Annotated in this window: 19 protein-coding genes and 1 riboswitch; of the genes, 18 read left to right on the top strand and 1 reads right to left on the bottom strand. The window is 37.7% G+C overall.

Annotation, left to right across the window (positions count from 1 at the left end; genetic code table 11):
• The 10 genes from IEW44_RS11790 to IEW44_RS11745 all read left to right on the top strand — a co-directional run bounded on the left by IEW44_RS11790 (position 1) and on the right by IEW44_RS11745 (position 11,331).
• Positions 1–417 carry a DUF350 domain-containing protein gene (locus IEW44_RS11790; protein WP_188615248.1) on the top strand — a complete coding sequence of 139 codons (417 nt, stop codon included), beginning with the start codon at positions 1–3 and terminating at the stop codon, positions 415–417.
• A gap of 361 nt (positions 418–778) precedes the next feature.
• Complete coding sequence (locus IEW44_RS11785) at positions 779–2,470, top strand: AMP-binding protein (protein WP_188615247.1); 1,692 nt, start codon at positions 779–781, stop codon at positions 2,468–2,470.
• 102 nt (positions 2,471–2,572) lie between these two features.
• A complete protein-coding gene (fadR, locus tag IEW44_RS11780; RefSeq protein ID WP_188615246.1) occupies positions 2,573–3,154 on the top strand; it encodes a fatty acid metabolism transcriptional regulator FadR in 582 nt (193 codons plus the stop codon).
• Positions 3,155–3,168: 14 nt separating this feature from the next.
• Positions 3,169–3,942: an enoyl-CoA hydratase gene (locus tag IEW44_RS11775; protein ID WP_188615245.1), complete on the top strand. Its 774-nt coding sequence runs from the start codon at positions 3,169–3,171 to the stop codon at positions 3,940–3,942.
• A 73-nt stretch (positions 3,943–4,015) separates the two neighbouring features.
• Positions 4,016–4,789 (top strand): electron transfer flavoprotein subunit beta/FixA family protein, encoded by a 774-nt coding sequence (locus IEW44_RS11770; RefSeq protein ID WP_188615244.1) that lies wholly within the window; start codon positions 4,016–4,018, stop codon positions 4,787–4,789.
• Between the two features lie 35 nt (positions 4,790–4,824).
• The gene (locus tag IEW44_RS11765) at positions 4,825–5,799 is read left to right on the top strand and encodes an electron transfer flavoprotein subunit alpha/FixB family protein (RefSeq protein WP_188615243.1); all 975 of its coding nucleotides are present in this window, start codon (positions 4,825–4,827) and stop codon (positions 5,797–5,799) included.
• Between the two features lie 312 nt (positions 5,800–6,111).
• A complete protein-coding gene (gene trxA, locus IEW44_RS11760; RefSeq protein ID WP_188615242.1) occupies positions 6,112–6,426 on the top strand; it encodes a thioredoxin in 315 nt (104 codons plus the stop codon).
• A gap of 69 nt (positions 6,427–6,495) precedes the next feature.
• On the top strand, positions 6,496–8,289 hold the full coding sequence (gene uvrC / locus IEW44_RS11755; protein WP_188615241.1) for an excinuclease ABC subunit UvrC: 1,794 nt from the start codon (positions 6,496–6,498) through the stop codon (positions 8,287–8,289).
• 23 nt (positions 8,290–8,312) lie between these two features.
• A riboswitch (Lysine riboswitch) is annotated at positions 8,313–8,489 on the top strand.
• Between the two features lie 69 nt (positions 8,490–8,558).
• Positions 8,559–9,740 carry an aspartate kinase gene (locus IEW44_RS11750; RefSeq protein WP_188615240.1) on the top strand — a complete coding sequence of 394 codons (1,182 nt, stop codon included), beginning with the start codon at positions 8,559–8,561 and terminating at the stop codon, positions 9,738–9,740.
• Positions 9,741–10,056: 316 nt separating this feature from the next.
• Entirely contained in the window at positions 10,057–11,331 is a 1,275-nt protein-coding gene (locus IEW44_RS11745) for a methyl-accepting chemotaxis protein (protein ID WP_188615239.1), read from the top strand.
• A 92-nt stretch (positions 11,332–11,423) separates the two neighbouring features.
• Here IEW44_RS11745 and IEW44_RS11740 read toward each other — a convergent pair whose 3' ends face one another.
• Positions 11,424–11,840: a YslB family protein gene (locus tag IEW44_RS11740; RefSeq protein ID WP_188615238.1), complete on the bottom strand. Its 417-nt coding sequence runs from the start codon at positions 11,838–11,840 to the stop codon at positions 11,424–11,426.
• Between the two features lie 275 nt (positions 11,841–12,115).
• On the opposite strand from IEW44_RS11740, the gene IEW44_RS11735 reads away from it, so the two are divergent.
• From IEW44_RS11735 to IEW44_RS11700, 8 genes are all read left to right on the top strand, one after another.
• On the top strand, positions 12,116–12,733 hold the full coding sequence (locus tag IEW44_RS11735; protein ID WP_188615237.1) for a succinate dehydrogenase cytochrome b558 subunit: 618 nt from the start codon (positions 12,116–12,118) through the stop codon (positions 12,731–12,733).
• Between the two features lie 75 nt (positions 12,734–12,808).
• Positions 12,809–14,566 (top strand): succinate dehydrogenase flavoprotein subunit, encoded by a 1,758-nt coding sequence (sdhA, locus tag IEW44_RS11730; RefSeq protein WP_188615236.1) that lies wholly within the window; start codon positions 12,809–12,811, stop codon positions 14,564–14,566.
• 2 nt (positions 14,567–14,568) lie between these two features.
• Positions 14,569–15,348, top strand: coding sequence for a succinate dehydrogenase iron-sulfur subunit (sdhB, locus tag IEW44_RS11725; protein WP_188615235.1), 780 nt, complete (start codon positions 14,569–14,571; stop codon positions 15,346–15,348).
• A 136-nt stretch (positions 15,349–15,484) separates the two neighbouring features.
• Complete coding sequence (locus IEW44_RS11720; protein WP_188615234.1) at positions 15,485–16,705, top strand: acyl-CoA dehydrogenase family protein; 1,221 nt, start codon at positions 15,485–15,487, stop codon at positions 16,703–16,705.
• On the top strand, positions 16,706–17,476 hold the full coding sequence (locus tag IEW44_RS11715) for an SDR family oxidoreductase (RefSeq protein ID WP_188615233.1): 771 nt from the start codon (positions 16,706–16,708) through the stop codon (positions 17,474–17,476).
• Between the two features lie 41 nt (positions 17,477–17,517).
• On the top strand, positions 17,518–18,084 hold the full coding sequence (locus tag IEW44_RS11710; RefSeq protein ID WP_188615232.1) for a TetR/AcrR family transcriptional regulator: 567 nt from the start codon (positions 17,518–17,520) through the stop codon (positions 18,082–18,084).
• Between the two features lie 35 nt (positions 18,085–18,119).
• On the top strand, positions 18,120–19,166 hold the full coding sequence (locus IEW44_RS11705; protein WP_188615231.1) for a phosphotransferase family protein: 1,047 nt from the start codon (positions 18,120–18,122) through the stop codon (positions 19,164–19,166).
• A 190-nt stretch (positions 19,167–19,356) separates the two neighbouring features.
• Positions 19,357–19,809, top strand: coding sequence for an acyl-CoA thioesterase (locus tag IEW44_RS11700; RefSeq protein ID WP_188615230.1), 453 nt, complete (start codon positions 19,357–19,359; stop codon positions 19,807–19,809).
• Positions 19,810–19,845: the final 36 nt, after the last annotated feature.

The raw sequence follows: 19,845 nt of genomic DNA, 5'->3' as shown, positions 1-19,845 counted from the left end.
ATGTTAAGTCAAAGCTTTTGGAAATATCCAATTGTCGAAACTTTAGGCTATTTTAGTGTAGTAGTTCTTTGCTTAATTGTGGCAATGGCATTATTCGAAGTGGTGACGAAATATAAAAATTGGCAAGAAATAAAAAATGGTAACGTAGCCGTAGCCTTAGCGACAGGCGGTAAAATTATGGGTGTTTGTAATATTTTTCGCTATTCAGTTGAGCGTCATAGTTCATTTAGTGAAATGATTGCCTGGGGTGTTTTCGGTTTTATTTTATTAATTATTGCTTATTATTTATATGAAATTTTAACACCTACATTTAAGATTGATGAAGAAATTGAAAATGGGAATATTGCAGTAGGTTTGATTTCCTTTACGATCTCATTTGGGCTATCATTTGTAATTGGTGCGAGTATCGTCTTATAGGAGAGTGACAAGCAAATGGTAATGGAAAAATTAGCGAAAATATTAATCGTAGTTTGTATTTTATTTATCCTAGTTGGTGTGTATTGGTTAATGTTTTAAAATAAATAGTATTTAGCCTCAAATGGTATCGTAGCAATGTGATATTATTTGAGGTTTTTTATATTTTACATAAAAAACACCTGTCTGAATTTATACATTACAATAATATTAAGACGTTTTATTAAGGGATTAAAAGGGAATAATATTGAATAGTGACTCATAAAATAAATCGAAAAAGTTTAAAATTTCTGAATTAAGTTGTATATCTTGTAAAAATTACATATAATTTAATGTAATGATAGGAATAAGGGGGAGAATATTTATGGAAGATAAATTATGGTTTGCTAATTATCCACAAGAAATACCCACTTCTTTGACATACGAAAAAGTACCTGTACAACATTTTTTAACGCGTGCATTTGAAGAAACACCTGATAAGATTGCCATTCACTTTTTAGGACGCGAATTAACGTATCGTGAATTGTATGAGTCCTCTTTAAAGTTTGGGAATTACTTATTAACTTTGGGGATTGAAAAAGGGGACCGGATTGCCATTATGCTACCTAATAGTCCACAAGGTGTTATCGCCTATTATGGTGCTATGTATGCTGGTGCCGTTGTTGTGCAAACAAATCCGCTTTACACAGAACGTGAATTAGAGTATCAATTAATTGATTCAGGCGCCAAAGTCATTGTAGCGTTAGATATTTTATATCCACGCGTGATGAAGGTGATGAAACAAACGGCATTAACGGATGTGATTATAACAGCTGTTAAAGATTACCTGCCATTCCCTAAAAATGTTGTGTACCCATTTATTCAGAAAAAGGATGTTGGCTTTACAGTTCACGTCAAACATAGTGGGGCTAATCATTTATTTATGGACATTATGAAAAGTAGTGTAGCAGCACCCATTCAAATGGCATTTGATTATGATAAAGACCTCGCATTGTTACAATATACAGGTGGCACAACCGGCTATCCTAAAGGGGTAATGTTAACACATAAAAACTTGACAGCAAATGTGATGATGTGTGACGCATGGTTATATAAATGTAAGCATGGAGAAGAGTCAATTATAGGAGTTTTACCATTCTTCCATGTTTATGGTATGACAACTGTCATGTTGCTATCTGTGTTAACAAAGAATAAAATGATATTATTACCTAAATTTGATGCGTTAACGACATTGAAAACGATTCATAAGCTAAAACCAACATTATTCCCAGGAGCGCCAACGCTATACATCGGGTTATTAAATCATCCTGATTTGCATAAGTATGATTTAACATCAATTAAAGCCTGTATTAGTGGCTCTGCTCCTCTACCTGTTGAAGTACAAGAACGCTTTGAAGAAGCGACAAAGGGTAAATTAGTTGAGGGCTATGGATTGACAGAAACCTCCCCTGTAACGCATGCTAACTTAATATGGGGTCAAAGAGTACGCAGTTCGATTGGCATACCATGGCCTGATACAGATGCGAAAATTGTACGTATTGGCGATCATGTGGATATGGCATTTGGTGAAGTTGGTGAGCTTGTCATTAAAGGCCCTCAAGTGATGACAGGTTATTGGGAGCGCCCTGAAGAGACACAAGCAACGTTTACAGAAGACGGTTGGTTGTTAACAGGTGACTTAGGTTATATGGATGAGAATGGTTACTTCTATGTGGTAGATCGCAAGAAGGATATGATTATTGCAGGTGGATTTAATATTTATCCGCGCGAGGTAGAAGAAGTATTATACGAACATGAAGCGATTCAAGAGTGTGTCGTGATCGGTGTACCAGATGCTTATCGCGGTGAAACAGTAAAAGCCTTTATTGTATTAAAAGAAGGCAAACAAGTGACGTCAGAAGAGTTAAATACGTATTGTCGAAAAAACTTAGCGGCATATAAAGTGCCTAGACAGTATGAGTTTCGTAAAGATTTGCCTAAAACAACAGTTGGGAAAATTTTACGTCGTACACTCATAGATGAGGAAAAAGCGAAGTTATCGAGCGTAGAAGCGTAATAACGACAAATAACATTTGACATTAAAAATAGCATAGTATAAGATTGAGATATGAATGAATGGTCATTCATATCTCTTTTTATTTTGTGTGGTGGTGATAGCATGAAACGCAATAAACCCAAATATAAACAAATTATTGACGCCGCAGTGATTGTTATTGCCGAGAATGGCTACCATCAAGCACAGGTTGCAAAAATTGCAAAACAGGCTGGCGTCGCAGATGGTACAATCTATCTTTACTTTAAAAACAAAGAAGACATATTAATTTCAATGTTTGAAGAAAAGATGGGGGTATTCATAGAGTCATTACAAGCTATAATAGAAGATGGAGGAACTTCTTCCAATAAATTATGCTTGATGATAAAAAATCATATTGAGGTGTTAGCGTCAGACAAACATTTAGCTACCGTAACACAATTAGAATTGCGACAATCCAATAAGGAATTGCGACTTAAAATTAACGGAATATTACGTGAATATTTGAAGTTGTTAGACGAAATTTTAATTGAAGGTATGCTGTCAGGGGAATTTAATACGACAATGGATGTGCGTTTAGCGCGACAAATGGTATTTGGAACAATTGATGAAGCGATTACTTCGTGGGTAATGAACGAGTGGCGCTACGATTTACATTCCGTAATACCTAAAGTACAACAGCTCTTATTGAAGGGGATTCAAGCTTAAAAAGGGGTGTAAACATGAATTTTTTAAGTTGGAAAGCAGAAGATGGCGTTGCAATAGCCACGATTAACCGTCCACCAGCCAATGCTTTATCTCGAGGAATGATTCAAGCAGTAGATGAATTATTAAACGAGGTAGAACATGATGACAATGTACGTGTTGTCGTTCTGCATGGTGAAGGTCGTTTCTTCTCAGCAGGAGCAGATATTAAAGAGTTTTTAGATGTGAGCAGCGGAGAAGAATTTAGCAAGTTAGCTAAAGCAGGTCAAGATGTTTTTGAACGTCTTGAAACGTTTAAAAAGCCTGTAATAGCAGCTATTCACGGAGCGGCCCTCGGTGGAGGCTTAGAGTTAGCGATGGCTTGTCATTTACGATTTGTGACACATAAAGCAAAACTAGGGTTACCAGAATTACAATTGGGATTAATACCAGGGTTTGCAGGAACACAACGTTTGCCACGTTATGTGGGAATGGCAAAAGCAGCCGAAATGATGTTCACAAGTGATCCAATAAGTGGTGAGGAAGCAGTTCAATGGGGATTAGCCAACCGTTCATTTGAAGATGAAGCCTTATTGGAATCCACATTAACAATTGCAAAGAAAATTGCAAAGAAAAGCCCAATAGCGTTACAAGAAGCTATTCGTATGTTGCAATTTGCTAAACCAGCTTCATTTTATGAAGGTATGGAGGCAGAGGCTAAATCATTTGGCCATGTCTTTGTTTCTGAAGACGCAAAAGAAGGCATTCAAGCTTTTCTAGAAAAGCGAGAACCACAATTTAAAGGAAAATAACTCCCTTTACTTAGAAAATGTGTTATTTTATAAATGTAGTGAATTTTAAAAAAGCTTCAGGAGGTCTGATTGTATGAATATTTATGCATTGGTTAAACGTACATTTGATACGGAGGAAAAAATCGTTGTTTCAGGCGGTAAAATTCAAGAAGATGGTGCTGAGTTCATCATTAATCCTTATGATGAGTACGCAGTAGAAGAAGCAATTCAATTACGTGACGCGCATGGTGGTAAAGTAACAGTGGTAACTTTAGGTGGCGAAGATGCCGAGAAGCAACTACGTACGGCTCTAGCAATGGGCGCAGATGAAGCAATTTTAATTAATACAGAAGATGATTTAGATGAATTAGATGAGTACGCAGCTGCAGAAATTATTGCAGAGTACTTAAAAGATAAAGAAGCAGATATTATTTTAGCAGGTAATGTAGCAATTGATGGCGGTTCAGGTCAAGTAGGACCACGTGTTGCAGACCTTTTAGACATTAACTATGTAACAACCATTACAAGTTTAGAAGTAGATGGCTCAACAGCTAAAATTGTACGTGATATTGAAGGGGATTCAGAAGTGTTAGAAACATCACTCCCATTATTAATCACAGCACAGCAAGGGTTAAATGAACCACGTTACCCATCTTTACCAGGTATTATGAAAGCGAAGAAAAAACCGCTTGAAGAGCTTGAGTTAGATGATTTAGATATCGATGAAGATGATGTGGAAGTAAAAACGGCAACAGTAGATATCTTCTTACCACCTCAAAAGGCAGCAGGTCGTGTATTAGAAGGCGACATTGCAGACCAAGTTAAAGAGTTGGTTAATCTCTTACACACAGAAGCAAAAGTAATTTAATCGATAAGTTATAAAGGTAACGGAGGGAATAAACTATGACGAAAAAAGTATTAGTATTAGGTGAAGCACGTGAAGGTAGCTTACGTAATGTATCGTTTGAGGCCATTGCAGCAGCAAAAACAATTGCTAACGGTGGCGAAGTAGTAGCTGTATTATTAGGTGATGCAGTAGCAAGTTTAGCACAAGAAATGATTGCATATGGTGCAGACCGTGTCGTTACAGTTGAGCATCCTCATTTAAAACAGTATACATCTGATGGTTATAGCCAAGCATTGATGGCTGTAATCGAGCAAGAGAATCCAGAAGGCATCGTATTTGGTCACACTGCATTAGGTAAAGATTTATCACCTAAAATTGCAAGTAAGTTAAAAGCTGGCCTTGTTTCAGATGTTACAGCGATCGAGAGCAATGGAGATGAGCATACGTTCGTTCGCCCTATTTACTCAGGTAAAGCATTTGAAAAAGTACAAATCAAGGATGGCATTCACCTAGCGAGCGTTCGCCCGAACAATATTACACCATTAGAAAAAGATGATTCACGTTCAGGAGATGTCTCAGCTGTATCAGTAGATATTACTAACCTACGTACCATTGTTAAAGAAGTAGTGCGTAAATCAACAGATGGTGTAGATTTATCAGAAGCAAAAGTAGTAATTGCTGGTGGCCGTGGCGTGAAGTCAGAAGAAGGATTTGAGCCATTAAAGCAATTAGCTGACCTATTAGGTGGTGCAGTAGGTGCCTCACGTGGCGCATGTGATGCAGAATATTGCGACTACTCTTTACAAATTGGTCAAACGGGTAAAGTTGTAACACCAGATTTATATATTGCAGCAGGTATTTCGGGTGCAATTCAACACTTAGCAGGTATGTCTAACTCAAAAATTATTGTGGCAATTAATAAAGACCCAGAAGCAAATATCTTTAACGTAGCGGATTATGGTATTGTGGGCGACTTGTTTGAAGTAGTACCATTACTAATTGAAGAATTTAAAAAGATTCAAAATGCATAAGTTGTAAGCACAGGGATCATAAACAATAGCTACATTTCAAAATAAACGAGCGATGACACGAAATAGGTCATCGCTCGTTTACATATATAGCAAACGATACAATGGGAATATTATTAAACTAAAGTAATAAAAGAAGTCATTATGCTATGCAAAAATAACATCTATACGGTATAATGAAAATACCTCACAGGGTAATTCAGCTAGGTGAGCCTCATAATATACAAAATGGTATATCATGAGCAAAACATTCGCGTTAATTAAATAAGCGCGCTATACTACTTAGTGTAGATAGATTAAAGGAGGAAATATTCAATGTCAGTAATTAATGCAACAGATGCAACATTCCAAAACGAAATTAAAGATGGTTTAGTATTAGTAGACTTCTGGGCTGCTTGGTGTGGACCATGTAAGATGATTGCGCCAGTTCTAGATGAGCTAGCAACAGAATTAGAAGGTAAAGCGAAAATTGTTAAAGTAAACGTAGACGAGAACCAAAGCACAGCTGCTGAGTTCCAAGTTATGTCGATCCCTACTTTATTATTATTTAAAGATGGTGAGCTTGTTGACAAAACAATGGGCTTCCAACCTAAAGAAGCTTTACAATCATTCGTTGAAAAACATGCGTAATTAATAAACACAGCAAAAAGACCGGGACACTTAAGTGGCTCGGTCTTTGTTGTTGTTGGAGGCGAATATATGAATGAGCTCATTCAACATAAGTTAACATTATTACCCACGTTACCAGGTTGTTATTTAATGAAAAATGATCAAGGTACCATTATTTATGTAGGCAAGGCCAAAGTATTAAAAAATCGTGTGCGTTCTTATTTTACGGGTAGTCACGATGGCAAGACAGCTCGTCTAGTGAGTGAGATTCATGATTTTGAATATATTGTAACTTCGTCAGATTTAGAGGCATTAGTTTTAGAGCTAAACTTAATCAAAAAGCATGACCCGAAATATAATGTGATGCTAAAAGATGATAAAACATATCCTTACATTAAAATCACCAATGAAAAGTATCCAAGACTCATCACAACTCGTAAAGTAAAAAGGGATAAAGCGAAATATTTTGGCCCATACCCTAATGCGTATGCAGCTAATGAAACAAAAAAACTTTTGGATCGCATCTATCCCTTGCGAAAATGTGTAAAAATGCCAAAGCAAGTTTGTTTGTATTATCATTTAGGCCAATGTTTAGCACCTTGTGTCAAGGAAGTAACAAAGGCTGAGACAAACGCAATTGTTCAAGGTATCACGCATTTTCTTAATGGTGGTGTAGATGAAGTAAAGGCTGAGTTAGAACAGAAAATGTTTCAAGCAGCAGAGGCATTAGAATTTGAACGGGCTAAGGAGTTACGTGACCAAATTACACACATTACAACCATTATGGAGAAACAAAAAATTATCTCAAAAGATAAAGTGAATCGCGATATTTTCGGATATGCTTTTGACAAAGGGTGGATGTGTGTACAAGTTTTCTTTATTCGTCAAGGTAAACTGATCGAGAGAGATGTTTCCATATTTCCTATGCACCGAGAGCCAGAGGAAGAATTTTTAACATTTGTAGGGCGCTTTTATGAAGAGCCTGCCCATTTTAAACCTGCAGAAGTATTATTGCCACAAGGTGTAGATGCTGCTTTATTATATGAGTTGTTACAGGTTAAAGTATGGCAACCGCAACGTGGTGATAAAAAAGAGTTGGTAGCATTAGCAGCTAAAAATGCGACTATTGCGCTGAATGAAAAATTTCAATTAATCGAGCGTCAAGAAGAGCGAACAGTAGGTGCTTGTGAAGAGTTAGGCCAAGCGATGAATATTTATCCACCTCTACATATTGAGGCATTTGATAATAGTCATATGCACGGGGCGGATGCTGTCTCAGCAATGGTTGTTTTTGTAGATGGTAAACCAGATCGCAAAGCGTACCGTAAATTTAAATTGCGAGATACGTCGGAGTATGATGATTACGGCGCCATGCGTGAAGTGTTAAGGCGCCGTTATAGTCGCGTACTGCGCGAGAACTTACCTTTACCAGATCTCATTATTGTAGATGGTGGTAAGGGGCAAATTACGGTAGCGAAAGAAGTGTTAGAAGATGAATTAGGACTATTCATTCCTATTGCAGGTTTAGCCAAGGATAATAAACACCAAACAGCGGAACTATTATACGGCGAACCACTAGGGATTATCCCGTTAAAAAGAACGAGCGATGGTTTTTATTTATTACAGCGCATTCAAGATGAAGTTCACCGTTTTGCGATTACATTTTTACGTCAACAAAGAGACCAGAAAACGGTGAAGTCAGTATTAGATGATATTGAAGGAATCGGACCAAAAAGGAAACAACAGCTCTTAAAAGCATTTGGCTCAATTAAAAATATTAAAACAGCAAGTCAAGCCGCATTAGAAGAAGCGGGTATGCCTACGAAAATTAGCGAACAAATTGTCGCCTATTTTACACAGGCTGCATTGCAGAAAAAACAGTAGTGTGCTATTGTAAATATAATTCCATATTAGATAGAGGCGCAAGTAGTAAGAGTAGTGTGTTGGAGAGTAAGCAAACTCTTTGAAGATACATGAAAGGGATACTTGCCGAAGTTGTTGTGTATTGCTTTATACAACAAACTGGTTTTGCATTGAATAAGTGTAAGACTGTCGAAATAGTATTTCGTTGAGCTATCCAGTGTAATAACAATGACACGGTCAAGCCTATACGAAATTTCGTATAGGCTTTTTTGTATAAGGAGGCAAAAAATATGGCAGTTATAGTAGTAAAAATAGGTGCGCAAACATTGCAATCTATAGACAGTACATTACAAGTAGTCGATCAAATTAAACAATTACATGACACGCATCAAGTAGTAGTCATTACAGCAGGCGTTCACACAGATTTTCCCACACAAACTTTACAGCGAGAGCAAGCCTTATGGTATGCAGCGAGTGCACAGCAAACAAGTGCAACATTAGCCATGTCTTTACAAAATGCAGGTATGCCCGCGCTAGCTTTAACGGCTAGGCAAGCAGGCGTATATACAGATGCCAGTTATTTGGCAGCACGTATTACAGACATAAGGCCCACAGAAGTAAATAATGCGTTACAAAAAGGTTGTATTGTTGTGATTGGTGGCAATCAAGGTATGACAAAGCAAGAAGTAACATATCTTGGTGAGGGTGGAGCAGAAGCAACAGCGGTAGCGATGGCTCAACAAATTAACGCACAGCAAGTAATGATTTTGTCCACACATGATGGCATTCATACAGCAGATCAATCCGTGATAACAGAGGCAACTCATTTAACAGAAATTTCATATGATGAGTTATTAGAGTTTGCACATCTCGGCGCTCATATGATTCATCCAAGAGCTATTGAGTTAGCTAAGCAGTTTGAAATGCCGATTGTTATGAAGAGTTTATTATCACAAAAAGCAACGATTGTTAAAGGGGAGAAAGAAATGGAAAAAGATATGATTGTACGTGGTGTAGCTTTCGAAGCAGATATTATTCGGTTAACGGTAGGTTATGAACAGCAAGAACAGGTATCTTTATCTGCTTTATTCAATAAATTAGCGCAACATCATATTAATGTAGATATTATCGTACAAGCACGTTTGAATGAGATACAACCCACTGTTTCCTTCTCGATTGCTAAAGAACAATTTGCCGAAACGATTAAAGTATTAGAGGATCATAAAGCGCAGCTTGGTTTTGCTTTTGCTGATTTTGAGATTGGTTTAGCCAAAGTTTCCATTATTGGTTCTGCTATGGCGTCTAATCCTGGTGTGGCAGCAAGAATGTTTGATTGTTTAGCTAAGGCAAGTATCGAAGTAAAAATGGTAAGTACTTCTGAAATTAAAGTATCTGTAGTTGTGCCTCAAGAGGAAATGATTCATGCAGCTAAAACATTACATGGTGAGTTTGAATTAACGACAGAAGTTTAAAACTATAACATGTGCAAAATAAGCACAGTTGAAACCTGAAGTGAAGCGGTATATCCTATGTTAGGATCTGCTGCTTTTTTTATGTAGAAAATGTTATTAATCATAGCTAACGTATTGATATTAAAGGATATTTTTAAGCTGACATGAATTAAAAATCCTCTATTTCGATAGATTGACAAAACCTTTATTATGAAATACGTTAAAGAGGGCATATTACCTAATAAAAAAAGAGGGTGTGGTTCATAAGTTAGGAATTAACTTAAGGAGCGGGGGGCTTTACAAACCATAGTAACATACAGAAAGAAGGGAATTTGTTTTGGTATTCAAACGATTTCAACGCGAAAAATCGCCTGTAGAAGAAAAGGTGAGTAAAGAAGAATATGACGCTGTTGTGCAAGAATTAGCAGTGTTACATACAAAAATAAAACGTGCAGAAGAAACGGTAGATATACGCAATGCACTATTGAATTTTGTCATGGCACATGTTGAGCTTGTTAATTTCCAAACCACATTGAATGTTGAACAAGTTGCAGCTGGTGTTGAAGGAATATCTGCGACGTGTAGACAATTAGCTGCGACATCAGAAGAAATGTTGAGTGTTGAGCAGTCAATGAGTGCTAATATGCAGGAAATTCAAGCGGTGGCACAAACACTAGTCGCGCGTATGCAACAAGTAATGGCGAATAGTGGCGAAGTAAAAGGTAAAATTTATGATGGTAAAGCAGCTATGGAACAATTGCGAGAAGAGCTTAAACGTATGAATGCGATTAATAACGGTGTGACAGATATCGCAGATCAAACTAAGATGCTAGCACTGAATGCGTCTATTGAAGCAGCTAGAGCTGGGGAGCATGGCAAAGGATTTAGCGTTGTTGCGGCAGAGGTAGGAAAACTAGCAAATCATTCTAAAGATTCCCTAGCTAAAGTGACGATGATTCGTTCCGTGGTAGAAGATAGCACTACAGAAGTAATGACAAATATGGAACATGTGGAGGCATTTACTTCTACCATATTAGATGAAGTGGAAAAAGATGTTACGAATTTGTCCCATACGTCCATCCAACTAGAAGAAGCTACAATAGGCATTGAACAAATGACAGAGACTTCAGAAATGACAACGAGTGCGATAGATGAACTAGCCACGATTACGTATGAGTTATCAGAGACTAGTAAATTCTCAACGATGATTAAAATGCAATTTCAAGAAATGCTTGATACTGTATTACCTACAATCGAAGGTGCCAAAGAAACAACCGTGATTAGCCAATTAAGTGCTCGTCTAACAGACCATGCTAATTTTTTACGCAATACGATTAAGGGTGCAGGAAAAGGAGGGAGGGTTACCTCTCATGAACAATGTTTATTTGGTAAATGGTATTATGCTAATCGTAAACAATATGCACATATCCCTGCCTACACTGCACTAGAAGAACCGCATAAATACGTACATATTTCAGCCCAAACGTTACTAGAGTCATGCACGATTGATAATGTACGTGAGATGGTGCATTATTCTTTACAGATTTTACAGGGTTTTATCGATTTACTCACTACGTTGCAAGAAGAAACAGCTATCTCATGTGCACAATAAAAAGATGATATCACTCAGGTGCAACAAGCATATAAGAGGGACTGACTATTATTTGTCAGTCCCTATATGCTTTATTTGTTATGTAACAAAGGTTAACGAACGGGAGCTTTAGCATCCCATTTTATCGTTAGGGTCACTTTTTTTTGCTTTGTATCTTTTTCATCATAACATTCCGTTAAGAAACCAAGGCGCGTCTCGATTTGACAAGCGAGAAAGCCCGCCTCTAAACGAAAGTTTCGCTTTTCAAAATTAAAGACAGCCGGGTCATTGGATAATTCGAAAATATACCCATCTTTTAACTCCTTTTGCAATGTCAATATGCCAAAGCCAGCTTCAGCAAAAAAGCTATTCACATCAACTTCTGTTTCAAGCGGATATTTGCGCGCTAGCTCCTTACCTGCCCAGTATAAAATATCGGATTCATTCTTCCCTAATATTGAAGATAGTGTGAAATCTCTTATGATTTCGTAGCCAAACGCGGGCATTTGTGCGCGTGAAACGTTTTCCATATGTATATCCTACTTTCTTTTGAATTTTCTTATAACTTCACCTGTCTAGAAAATCATAGAATGAAGCAGAATGAAAGCGCTTTTTGTAGTAAAAAGCGTCGTTTTACAGCTTCTTTTAAAACGGAAAGTCACCTTGACGACCTAGCGGTGAGAGAGTACAATGAACTTGTCATAATATTGTACCATGCTAAAATACGCAGTCAATCAATCGTCGTTTTTTTATCAATTGACGATGAGTTGTCGCGTCATTTTAAGTACTAAGGGGGGTAACAGTCTTGTCGAAAGAGCGAGAATTTTTATGGCGCCGCTTACATTCTCTATTAGGTATCATTCCTGTAGGTCTGTTTTTGGTGTTCCACTTATCAATGAACTTCACTGCTGTTGGTGGTGAAGACGCGTACAACAACTCTATTGGATTAATGGAATCAGTTCCGCCAGCATTATTGTACATCATGGAGTGGGTAATTATTTACATTCCGTTAATGTTCCACGCATTTTACGGTGTATATATTGCCTTTACAGCAACGTTAAACAACAAGCGTTTTAGTACATTCCGTAACTGGATGTTTACATTACAACGCTTCACAGGTGTATTTTTAGTGATCTTTATTGCTTGGCATATTTTCCAAACGCGTATCCAAAAAGCATTTGCTGATGCAGACGTTAACTATAATATGATAGCTGACATCGTATCAAACCCAGTAATGCTTGGCTTCTACATTGTAGGTATTTTATCTGCAACTTTCCACTTAGCAAACGGTTTATGGGCATTCTTAGTAAGCTGGGGTATTACACAATCTCCACGCTCACAACAAATTGCTACTTATGTAACTAGCGTAGTATTCGTACTTTTAAGCATTGTTGGTGTAGCAGCAATCTTAGCTTTCGTATAATATCAATCAGAATGCTTAAATAGGAATTAGCTTCGCAAATGAATTGCAATTTATTAAGAGGAGTGAGAATTAATCATGGCGAAAAGTAAAGTAATTGTTGTTGGTGGCGGTCTTGCAGGCCTAATGGCAACGATTAAAGCAGCTGAAGTAGGCACTGAAGTTGAATTATTCTCATTAGTTCCCGTAAAACGTTCACACTCTGTTTGTGCGCAAGGCGGAATTAATGGTGCAGTAAATACTAAAGGTGAAGGAGACTCACCTTGGATTCACTTTGATGATACTGTATATGGTGGGGACTTCTTAGCAAACCAACCACCAGTTAAAGCGATGTGTGAAGCAGCGCCTGGTATCATTCACTTATTAGACCGTATGGGTGTTATGTTTAACCGTACACCAGAAGGTTTATTAGACTTCCGTCGTTTCGGTGGTACATTACATCACCGTACAGCATTCTCTGGTGCAACGACTGGTCAACAATTATTATATGCACTAGATGAGCAGGTTCGTGCACACGAAGTTGCAGGTCTAGTTACAAAATATGAACACTGGGAGTTCTTAGGTGCTGTTATGGATGATGACGGCGTATGTCGCGGTATTGTTGCACAAGACTTACAATCAAGTGACATTAAAGCCTTCCGTTCTGATGCTGTTATTATGGCAACAGGTGGCCCAGGAATTATCTTCGGTAAATCAACAAACTCTGTAATCAACACAGGCTCAGCAGCATCCATTGTTTACCAACAAGGTGCTACTTATGCTAATGGTGAGTTCATTCAAATTCACCCAACAGCAATCCCTGGTGATGATAAAAACCGCTTAATGTCTGAGTCTGCTCGTGGAGAAGGTGGGCGTGTTTGGACATATAAAGATGGTAAGCCTTGGTACTTCTTAGAAGAAAAATATCCTGCGTATGGTAACTTAGTACCTCGTGATATTGCGACTCGTGAAATCTTCGATGTATGTATCAATCAAAAATTAGGTGTTAATGGTGAAAACATGGTATTCCTTGACCTTTCACACAAAGACCCGCACGAACTAGATATTAAATTAGGTGGTATCATTGAAATCTATGAAAAATTCGTAGGTGATGATCCACGTAAGTTACCAATGAAAATTTTCCCAGCCGTTCACTATTCAATGGGTGGTCTATGGGTAGACTATAATCAAATGACTGAAATCCCTGGTTTATTCGCAGCAGGTGAATGTGATTATTCTCAACATGGTGCAAACCGTTTAGGTGCAAACTCTTTATTATCAGCAATTTATGGTGGTATGGTAGCAGGACCTAAAGCTGTTGATTATATCAAACATTTGAAAAAGCGTGCAGAAGACTTACCAGAATCGATTTACGAAAATCGCGTAAAAGAAGAGCAAGGTAAGTGGGATGCTATTATGCAAATGAATGGTACAGAGAATGCGTACCTATTGCATAAAGAGCTTGGCGAATTAATGACAAAGCATGCTACAGTAGTACGTTATAATGCTGGTTTAGAAGAAGCATATGCAGAAATTAAATCATTATTAAAACGATGGGATAACATCAACATCAACGATACGCAAAAATGGTCTAACCAAGGTGCTCAATTCACACGTCAGTTGAAAAATATGTTATACCTTGCTTTAGTTATTACAAAAGGAGCATTATTGCGTAATGAGTCTCGTGGCGCACACTATAAGCCAGAGTTCCCAGACCGTAATGATGAAGACTTCTTAAAAACAACAATGGCGAAATTCAACCCTGCAACAGGAGAACCAGAAATCTCTTACGAAGAAGTTGACGTATCATTGATTCCGCCACGTAAACGCGACTACAGTGCGAAAGGAGATAACTAATTATGCCAACAACAGCAAACACTGGCCGCATGGTAAAGATTGAGATTCTCCGTCAAGATACACAGAATTCAGAAGGTTATTGGGAGAAATTTAGCATTCCTTACCGTCACGGTATGAACGTCATTTCTGCTTTAATGGAAATCCAAAAAAATCCTGTTACTGAAGATGGTAAGCAAACATCGCCAGTAGCATGGGATATGAACTGTTTGGAAGAAGTATGTGGCGCATGTTCGATGGTGATCAACGGTCGCCCTCGTCAATCATGTTCAGCATTAATCGACCAATTAACAGAGCCTGTTAAATTAGAGCCAATGAAAACATTCCCGGTTGTACGTGACTTACAAGTAGACCGTAGCCGTATGTTTAATGCGCTTAAAAAAGTAAAAGCATGGGTTCCAATTGATGGTACTTATGATTTAGGTGAAGGTCCACGTATGCCTGAGCGTAAACGTCAATGGGCTTATGAATTATCAAAATGCATGACTTGTGGCGTATGTATGGAAGCTTGTCCAAATGTGTCGGAAAAGGCATCATTTATTGGACCAGCACCATTATCACAAGTGCGTCTATTTAATACGCACCCAACAGGTGCAATGAATAAAGATGAGCGTTTAGAAGCAATCATGGGTGATGGTGGCTTAGCAAACTGTGGTAACTCACAAAACTGCGTACAAGCTTGTCCAAAAGGTATTCCGCTAACAACTTCTATCGCGTCTTTAAACCGTGCTGCAACTGTACAGATGTTTAAAAACTTCTTCGGTTCAGACCATATGGTAGACTAAATAAAATAATTCCTGCTAACGATACATGTTAGCAGGATTTTTTGTTTTTTCGAGAAGAAGTTTGCAATTTCAATGTGATTTGTTACAATAAGAAATAAACATACCGACTGGTAGGTATGTAAAAGGGGGATGGAAAATGGATTTTTCATACGATAGAAAAGTACAAGAGTTACAAGGGGAATTAACGCAGTTTATGGAGACATATATTTACCCTAACGAAAAGCTATATGAAGAACAACTTCATCAAACTAGTCGTTTTGCTACGGTACCGCCTATTATAGAAGAATTAAAAGAACGAGCAAAAGCACAAGGACTTTGGAATTTATTCATACCTGATCAAATATATGGAGCAGGTTTATCAAATTTACAATATGCTCCGCTCTGTGAAATTATGGGACGGTCGCTTATTGCCCCAGAAGTATTTAATTGTAATGCACCAGATACAGGAAATATGGAGGTACTCATCAAATATGGGACGGCAGAGCAAAAAGAAAAGTGGCTAAAGCCATTACTGAATGGCGAGATTCGTTCATGTTTTGGCATGACAGAACCAGCTGTAGCGTCAAGCGATGCTACTAATATTGAATCAACCATTATACGTGATGGTGATGAATATGTTTTAAATGGCACAAAGTGGTGGACATCAGGAGCGGGTGATCCAAGATGTCAACTTATGATTTTTATGGGGAGAAATACAAAGCAAGCGTCTAAATACGAACAACAATCTATGATACTAGTACCAATGGATACAAAAGGGGTGACCATTAAAAGAATGCTCCCTGTATTTGGTTATGATAGCGCACCACATGGTCATGCTGAGGTGGAACTAATCAATGTTAGAGTGCCAGCTAGCCATATGTTATGGGGAGAAGGAAAGGGTTTTGCTATAGCCCAAGGTAGACTAGGTCCAGGTCGTATTCACCATTGTATGCGTTTAATAGGTTCAGCCCAGCGTGCTTTAGAGCTAATGATTAAACGTACAGCATCGCGTGAGACATTTGGTCAACCTATTGCAGAGCATGGTGTAATTCAACAATGGCTAGCAGATGCTAAAATGGAAATTGAACAAGCGCGTTTATTAACATTAAAAGCGGCTTATATGATGGATACCGTTGGCAATAAAGCAGCCAAGACAGAAATCGCAATGATTAAAGTAGTCGCACCACGCATGGCACAAAAAGTAATCGACCGTGCTATTCAGGCCTTTGGTGGTGCAGGGGTGAGTGATGACTTTATATTAGCTCACCATTATGCTAATGCACGCACTTTACGTATTGCAGACGGTCCAGACGAAGTCCATAGTCGACAAATTGCAAGATTATTAATAAAACAGTTACAAAATAAGGAGGTATTCTAAATGATACAATCTCTATTTTCATTAACTAATCGAGTCGCAATTATTACAGGTGGAAGTAGAGGCTTAGGGGCTCAAATGGCAACAGCTTATGCGGAGGCAGGAGCTAATATCGCAATTTGCTCGCGTGATGGCAGTGCTTGTGAAGAAATGGCACAACGTTTAACGCAACAATATGGTATTCAAGCATACGGGGCACAATGCGATGTCACAGATGAAGAACAGATTACGCAATTTGTGACAGAAGTTATGCGTCAATTTGGTAAAATAGATATTTTAATTAATAATAGTGGTGCTTCTTGGGCAACACCAGCCGAGGATATGCCTCTCTCAGCCTGGCAAAAAGTGATGGATGTGAATGTGACAGGTACATTTTTGATGTCTAAAGCAGTTGGACAACATATGATTCAAGCTAAACAAGGCAAAATTATTAATATTGCCTCTATTGCAGGATTTGGTGGTACACCGGCATTTATGCAAACGGTGGGCTATAACACTAGTAAAGGTGCCATCATTACATTTACAAAAGATTTAGCTGTTAAATGGGGACAATATAATATTTGTGTTAATGCACTAGCACCAGGTTTCTTCCCCACTAAAATGTCGCAAGTATTAATTAAACATGGTCAGGAATATATTATGCAGGTAACACCTCTTGGTAAATTAGGGAGTGATGAAGACTTAAAAGGCGCAGCCATTTTTTTAGCTTCTTCAGCTGCAGATTATATTACAGGTGTTATCCTACCTGTTGATGGTGGTGCAAGTGCTCTGTAAATGATAAAGTGAAAAGAACATATACAGAATAGAGGATTAATGTGAAAACAAAAATTATTACAAAAAGTATTGAGCTCTTTGAACGAAATGGTTTTACAGAAACGTCTGTGCAACATATTGTAGATGCATTACATGTGACAAAAGGTACTTTCTATTATTATTTCGACTCAAAAGAAGCTTTATTAATGGAGATCCATCTCGCGTACATTGATGATTTATTACAACGACAAACTACAATTTTAACACAACAATTATCTGTTAAAGAAAAAATTAAAGCGATCATTGGCCTATTAATCTTTGATATTGAGCGCCAAGGAAAGAGCGCACAAATCTTTTTAAAAGAAATACGTCACTTAGTGGCAGAAAACGGGGAGAAAATAAAAGCGAAACGCAATGCTTTTCGTTTAAATATCGAGCACTTAATTCAACAAGGGATTGAAAATAAAGAGTTGAAACAAACATTACGAGCTGATACAATAACATTCGCTATTTTAGGTATTAGTAATTATAGTTATAATTGGTTTAATCCTCAAGGCGAAATAACACCTCTAGCACTAGTGGATAGCTATGTGGAAATTATTTTAAATGGGATTAGTAATGACAGCTAATGTGACGTTCACTCGTTTCAATAAGGGGTGGAAAGATGTCAGAAACGAAAGAAGTAAGAAGAGAAGAGCAATTACCTCAAGCTAATGTCGAGCAGTTTATACGAACATTTATACCGAATGTGCCACAAGGTGAGTTGTGTATTAAGCAATTTAGTGCAGGCCACTCCAATTTAACGTATTTATTACAAATTGGTGATTGGGAGGCTGTGTTGCGTCGTCCGCCATTAGGGCCTATAGCGCCAAAAGCACATGATATGCAAAGGGAATCCTTCTTCTTGCAAGAAATCGGCTCTATGTTTACGGCCGCGCCTCAAGTTTATGCCACTACAGTAGATGAACACTGGATTGGTGCTCCATTTTTTATTATGGAACGAAAAAAAGGCATGGTATTGGATACGACATGGCCAAAAACACTACCGTATGAGCCAACATTAGGACAATCAATTTCACAAGCAATGGTAGACGGTTTAGTTGATTTACACCAAATCCCACCAACAAACAAATTATTAACGATAGCCCAGCCACAAGGCTTTATGGCAAGGCAAGTAAAAGGTTGGATTAGTAGGTACCAACGTGCGAAAACAGCAGATATTCAAGGTGTAGAGACTATTATGCGTTATTTAGAGCAGCATACGCCTACACCACAAGCAGCAACTATTATTCATTATGACTATAAGGTAAATAATGCGATGTTTACCTCAGATTGTTCAAAGATGGTAGGGCTATTTGATTGGGAGATGTCAACAATAGGAGACCCATTAGCAGATGTGGCAGTAGCTATGACCTATTGGATGCAGCAAGATGACCATGATGCGATAAAATATGCACTAGGCAAACCACCTGTAACCGTGTTACCGGGTTTTTATACAAGAGATGATTTTTTACAAAGATACAGCGCAAAAACAGGCTTTGACCTTGCCAATATGAATTATTATATCATATTTGCTTACTTTAAATTAGCTGTCATTGGTCAACAAATTTATTATCGTTATGCAAAGGGACAAACTACAGACAATCGTTTTCAGCATTTTGATCAGTTAGTGGCAAATATGATACAACATGCATATGCTCTAGTACCGTAGAACAGAACAATGAAATAACAGCAAGTGCCATTGGAAAACTTCAGTGGTGCTTTTTATTTTATTACTCTATAAATGTATTATAGATACATCGCTTCTAACAATAATCTCGTATAAGCGCATAAATTTACAGATATCAACTATAATTTACATGTAGTAATGTTATAATGAGGGTGTTTAAGGAGGGGTTAGTATGAAAGAAAGTTATATTACAAATTGGGATGAGTGGAAGCAGCAATTCCATTATTACAAAGAGATTCGCATTGTATTTAGTGATTTAGATGCATTTGGTCACCTAAATAATACAGGAGCATTCAAATTTATGGAATTAGCACGCATGGATTATTTAATTGACCACCAATTATTACAACCATCAGCACTGTTAACAAGTGAAACATTCGTTGTGGTTGCAGATTTACAGTGTGATTTCTTACAACAAATGTTTTATGATGATGTATTGAAACTATACGTACAACCACAGCATGTCGGAAACAGTTCTGTTGACCTTCATTATATGGCTGTGAATCAGAAAGGCGACGTTACATTTGTCGGTAGGGGTGCTTTAGTACAAATTAGTCGTAAAACAGGTAAGGCTGTGAAGTGGGATGAAGCGCAATATCAAGTGTTAACTAAGGAAAATATTTGACGCTACCTGTGATATAGCATAAAATTTTGTTATTAT

This window comes from Lysinibacillus alkalisoli, from assembly GCF_014643595.1.
GTDB classification, from domain to species: domain Bacteria; phylum Bacillota; class Bacilli; order Bacillales_A; family Planococcaceae; genus Metalysinibacillus; species Metalysinibacillus alkalisoli.
The sequence above is the reverse complement of the archived record's forward strand: the minus strand, read 5'-3'. Positions and strand labels throughout refer to the sequence as shown.

What these genes read in the sequence shown, in the direction of transcription:
- IEW44_RS11790 (WP_188615248.1), top strand. Translation starts at nt 1, where the DNA reads ATGTTAAGTCAAAGCTTTTGGAAATATCCAATTGTCGAAACTTTAGGC.
- IEW44_RS11785 (WP_188615247.1), top strand. Translation starts at nt 779, where the DNA reads ATGGAAGATAAATTATGGTTTGCTAATTATCCACAAGAAATACCCACT.
- fadR (WP_188615246.1), top strand. Translation starts at nt 2,573, where the DNA reads ATGAAACGCAATAAACCCAAATATAAACAAATTATTGACGCCGCAGTG.
- IEW44_RS11775 (WP_188615245.1), top strand. Translation starts at nt 3,169, where the DNA reads ATGAATTTTTTAAGTTGGAAAGCAGAAGATGGCGTTGCAATAGCCACG.
- IEW44_RS11770 (WP_188615244.1), top strand. Translation starts at nt 4,016, where the DNA reads ATGAATATTTATGCATTGGTTAAACGTACATTTGATACGGAGGAAAAA.
- IEW44_RS11765 (WP_188615243.1), top strand. Translation starts at nt 4,825, where the DNA reads ATGACGAAAAAAGTATTAGTATTAGGTGAAGCACGTGAAGGTAGCTTA.
- trxA (WP_188615242.1), top strand. Translation starts at nt 6,112, where the DNA reads ATGTCAGTAATTAATGCAACAGATGCAACATTCCAAAACGAAATTAAA.
- uvrC (WP_188615241.1), top strand. Translation starts at nt 6,496, where the DNA reads ATGAATGAGCTCATTCAACATAAGTTAACATTATTACCCACGTTACCA.
- IEW44_RS11750 (WP_188615240.1), top strand. Translation starts at nt 8,559, where the DNA reads ATGGCAGTTATAGTAGTAAAAATAGGTGCGCAAACATTGCAATCTATA.
- IEW44_RS11740 (WP_188615238.1), bottom strand. Translation starts at nt 11,840, where the DNA reads ATGGAAAACGTTTCACGCGCACAAATGCCCGCGTTTGGCTACGAAATC.
- sdhA (WP_188615236.1), top strand. Translation starts at nt 12,809, where the DNA reads ATGGCGAAAAGTAAAGTAATTGTTGTTGGTGGCGGTCTTGCAGGCCTA.
- sdhB (WP_188615235.1), top strand. Translation starts at nt 14,569, where the DNA reads ATGCCAACAACAGCAAACACTGGCCGCATGGTAAAGATTGAGATTCTC.
- IEW44_RS11720 (WP_188615234.1), top strand. Translation starts at nt 15,485, where the DNA reads ATGGATTTTTCATACGATAGAAAAGTACAAGAGTTACAAGGGGAATTA.
- IEW44_RS11715 (WP_188615233.1), top strand. Translation starts at nt 16,706, where the DNA reads ATGATACAATCTCTATTTTCATTAACTAATCGAGTCGCAATTATTACA.
- IEW44_RS11705 (WP_188615231.1), top strand. Translation starts at nt 18,120, where the DNA reads ATGTCAGAAACGAAAGAAGTAAGAAGAGAAGAGCAATTACCTCAAGCT.
- IEW44_RS11700 (WP_188615230.1), top strand. Translation starts at nt 19,357, where the DNA reads ATGAAAGAAAGTTATATTACAAATTGGGATGAGTGGAAGCAGCAATTC.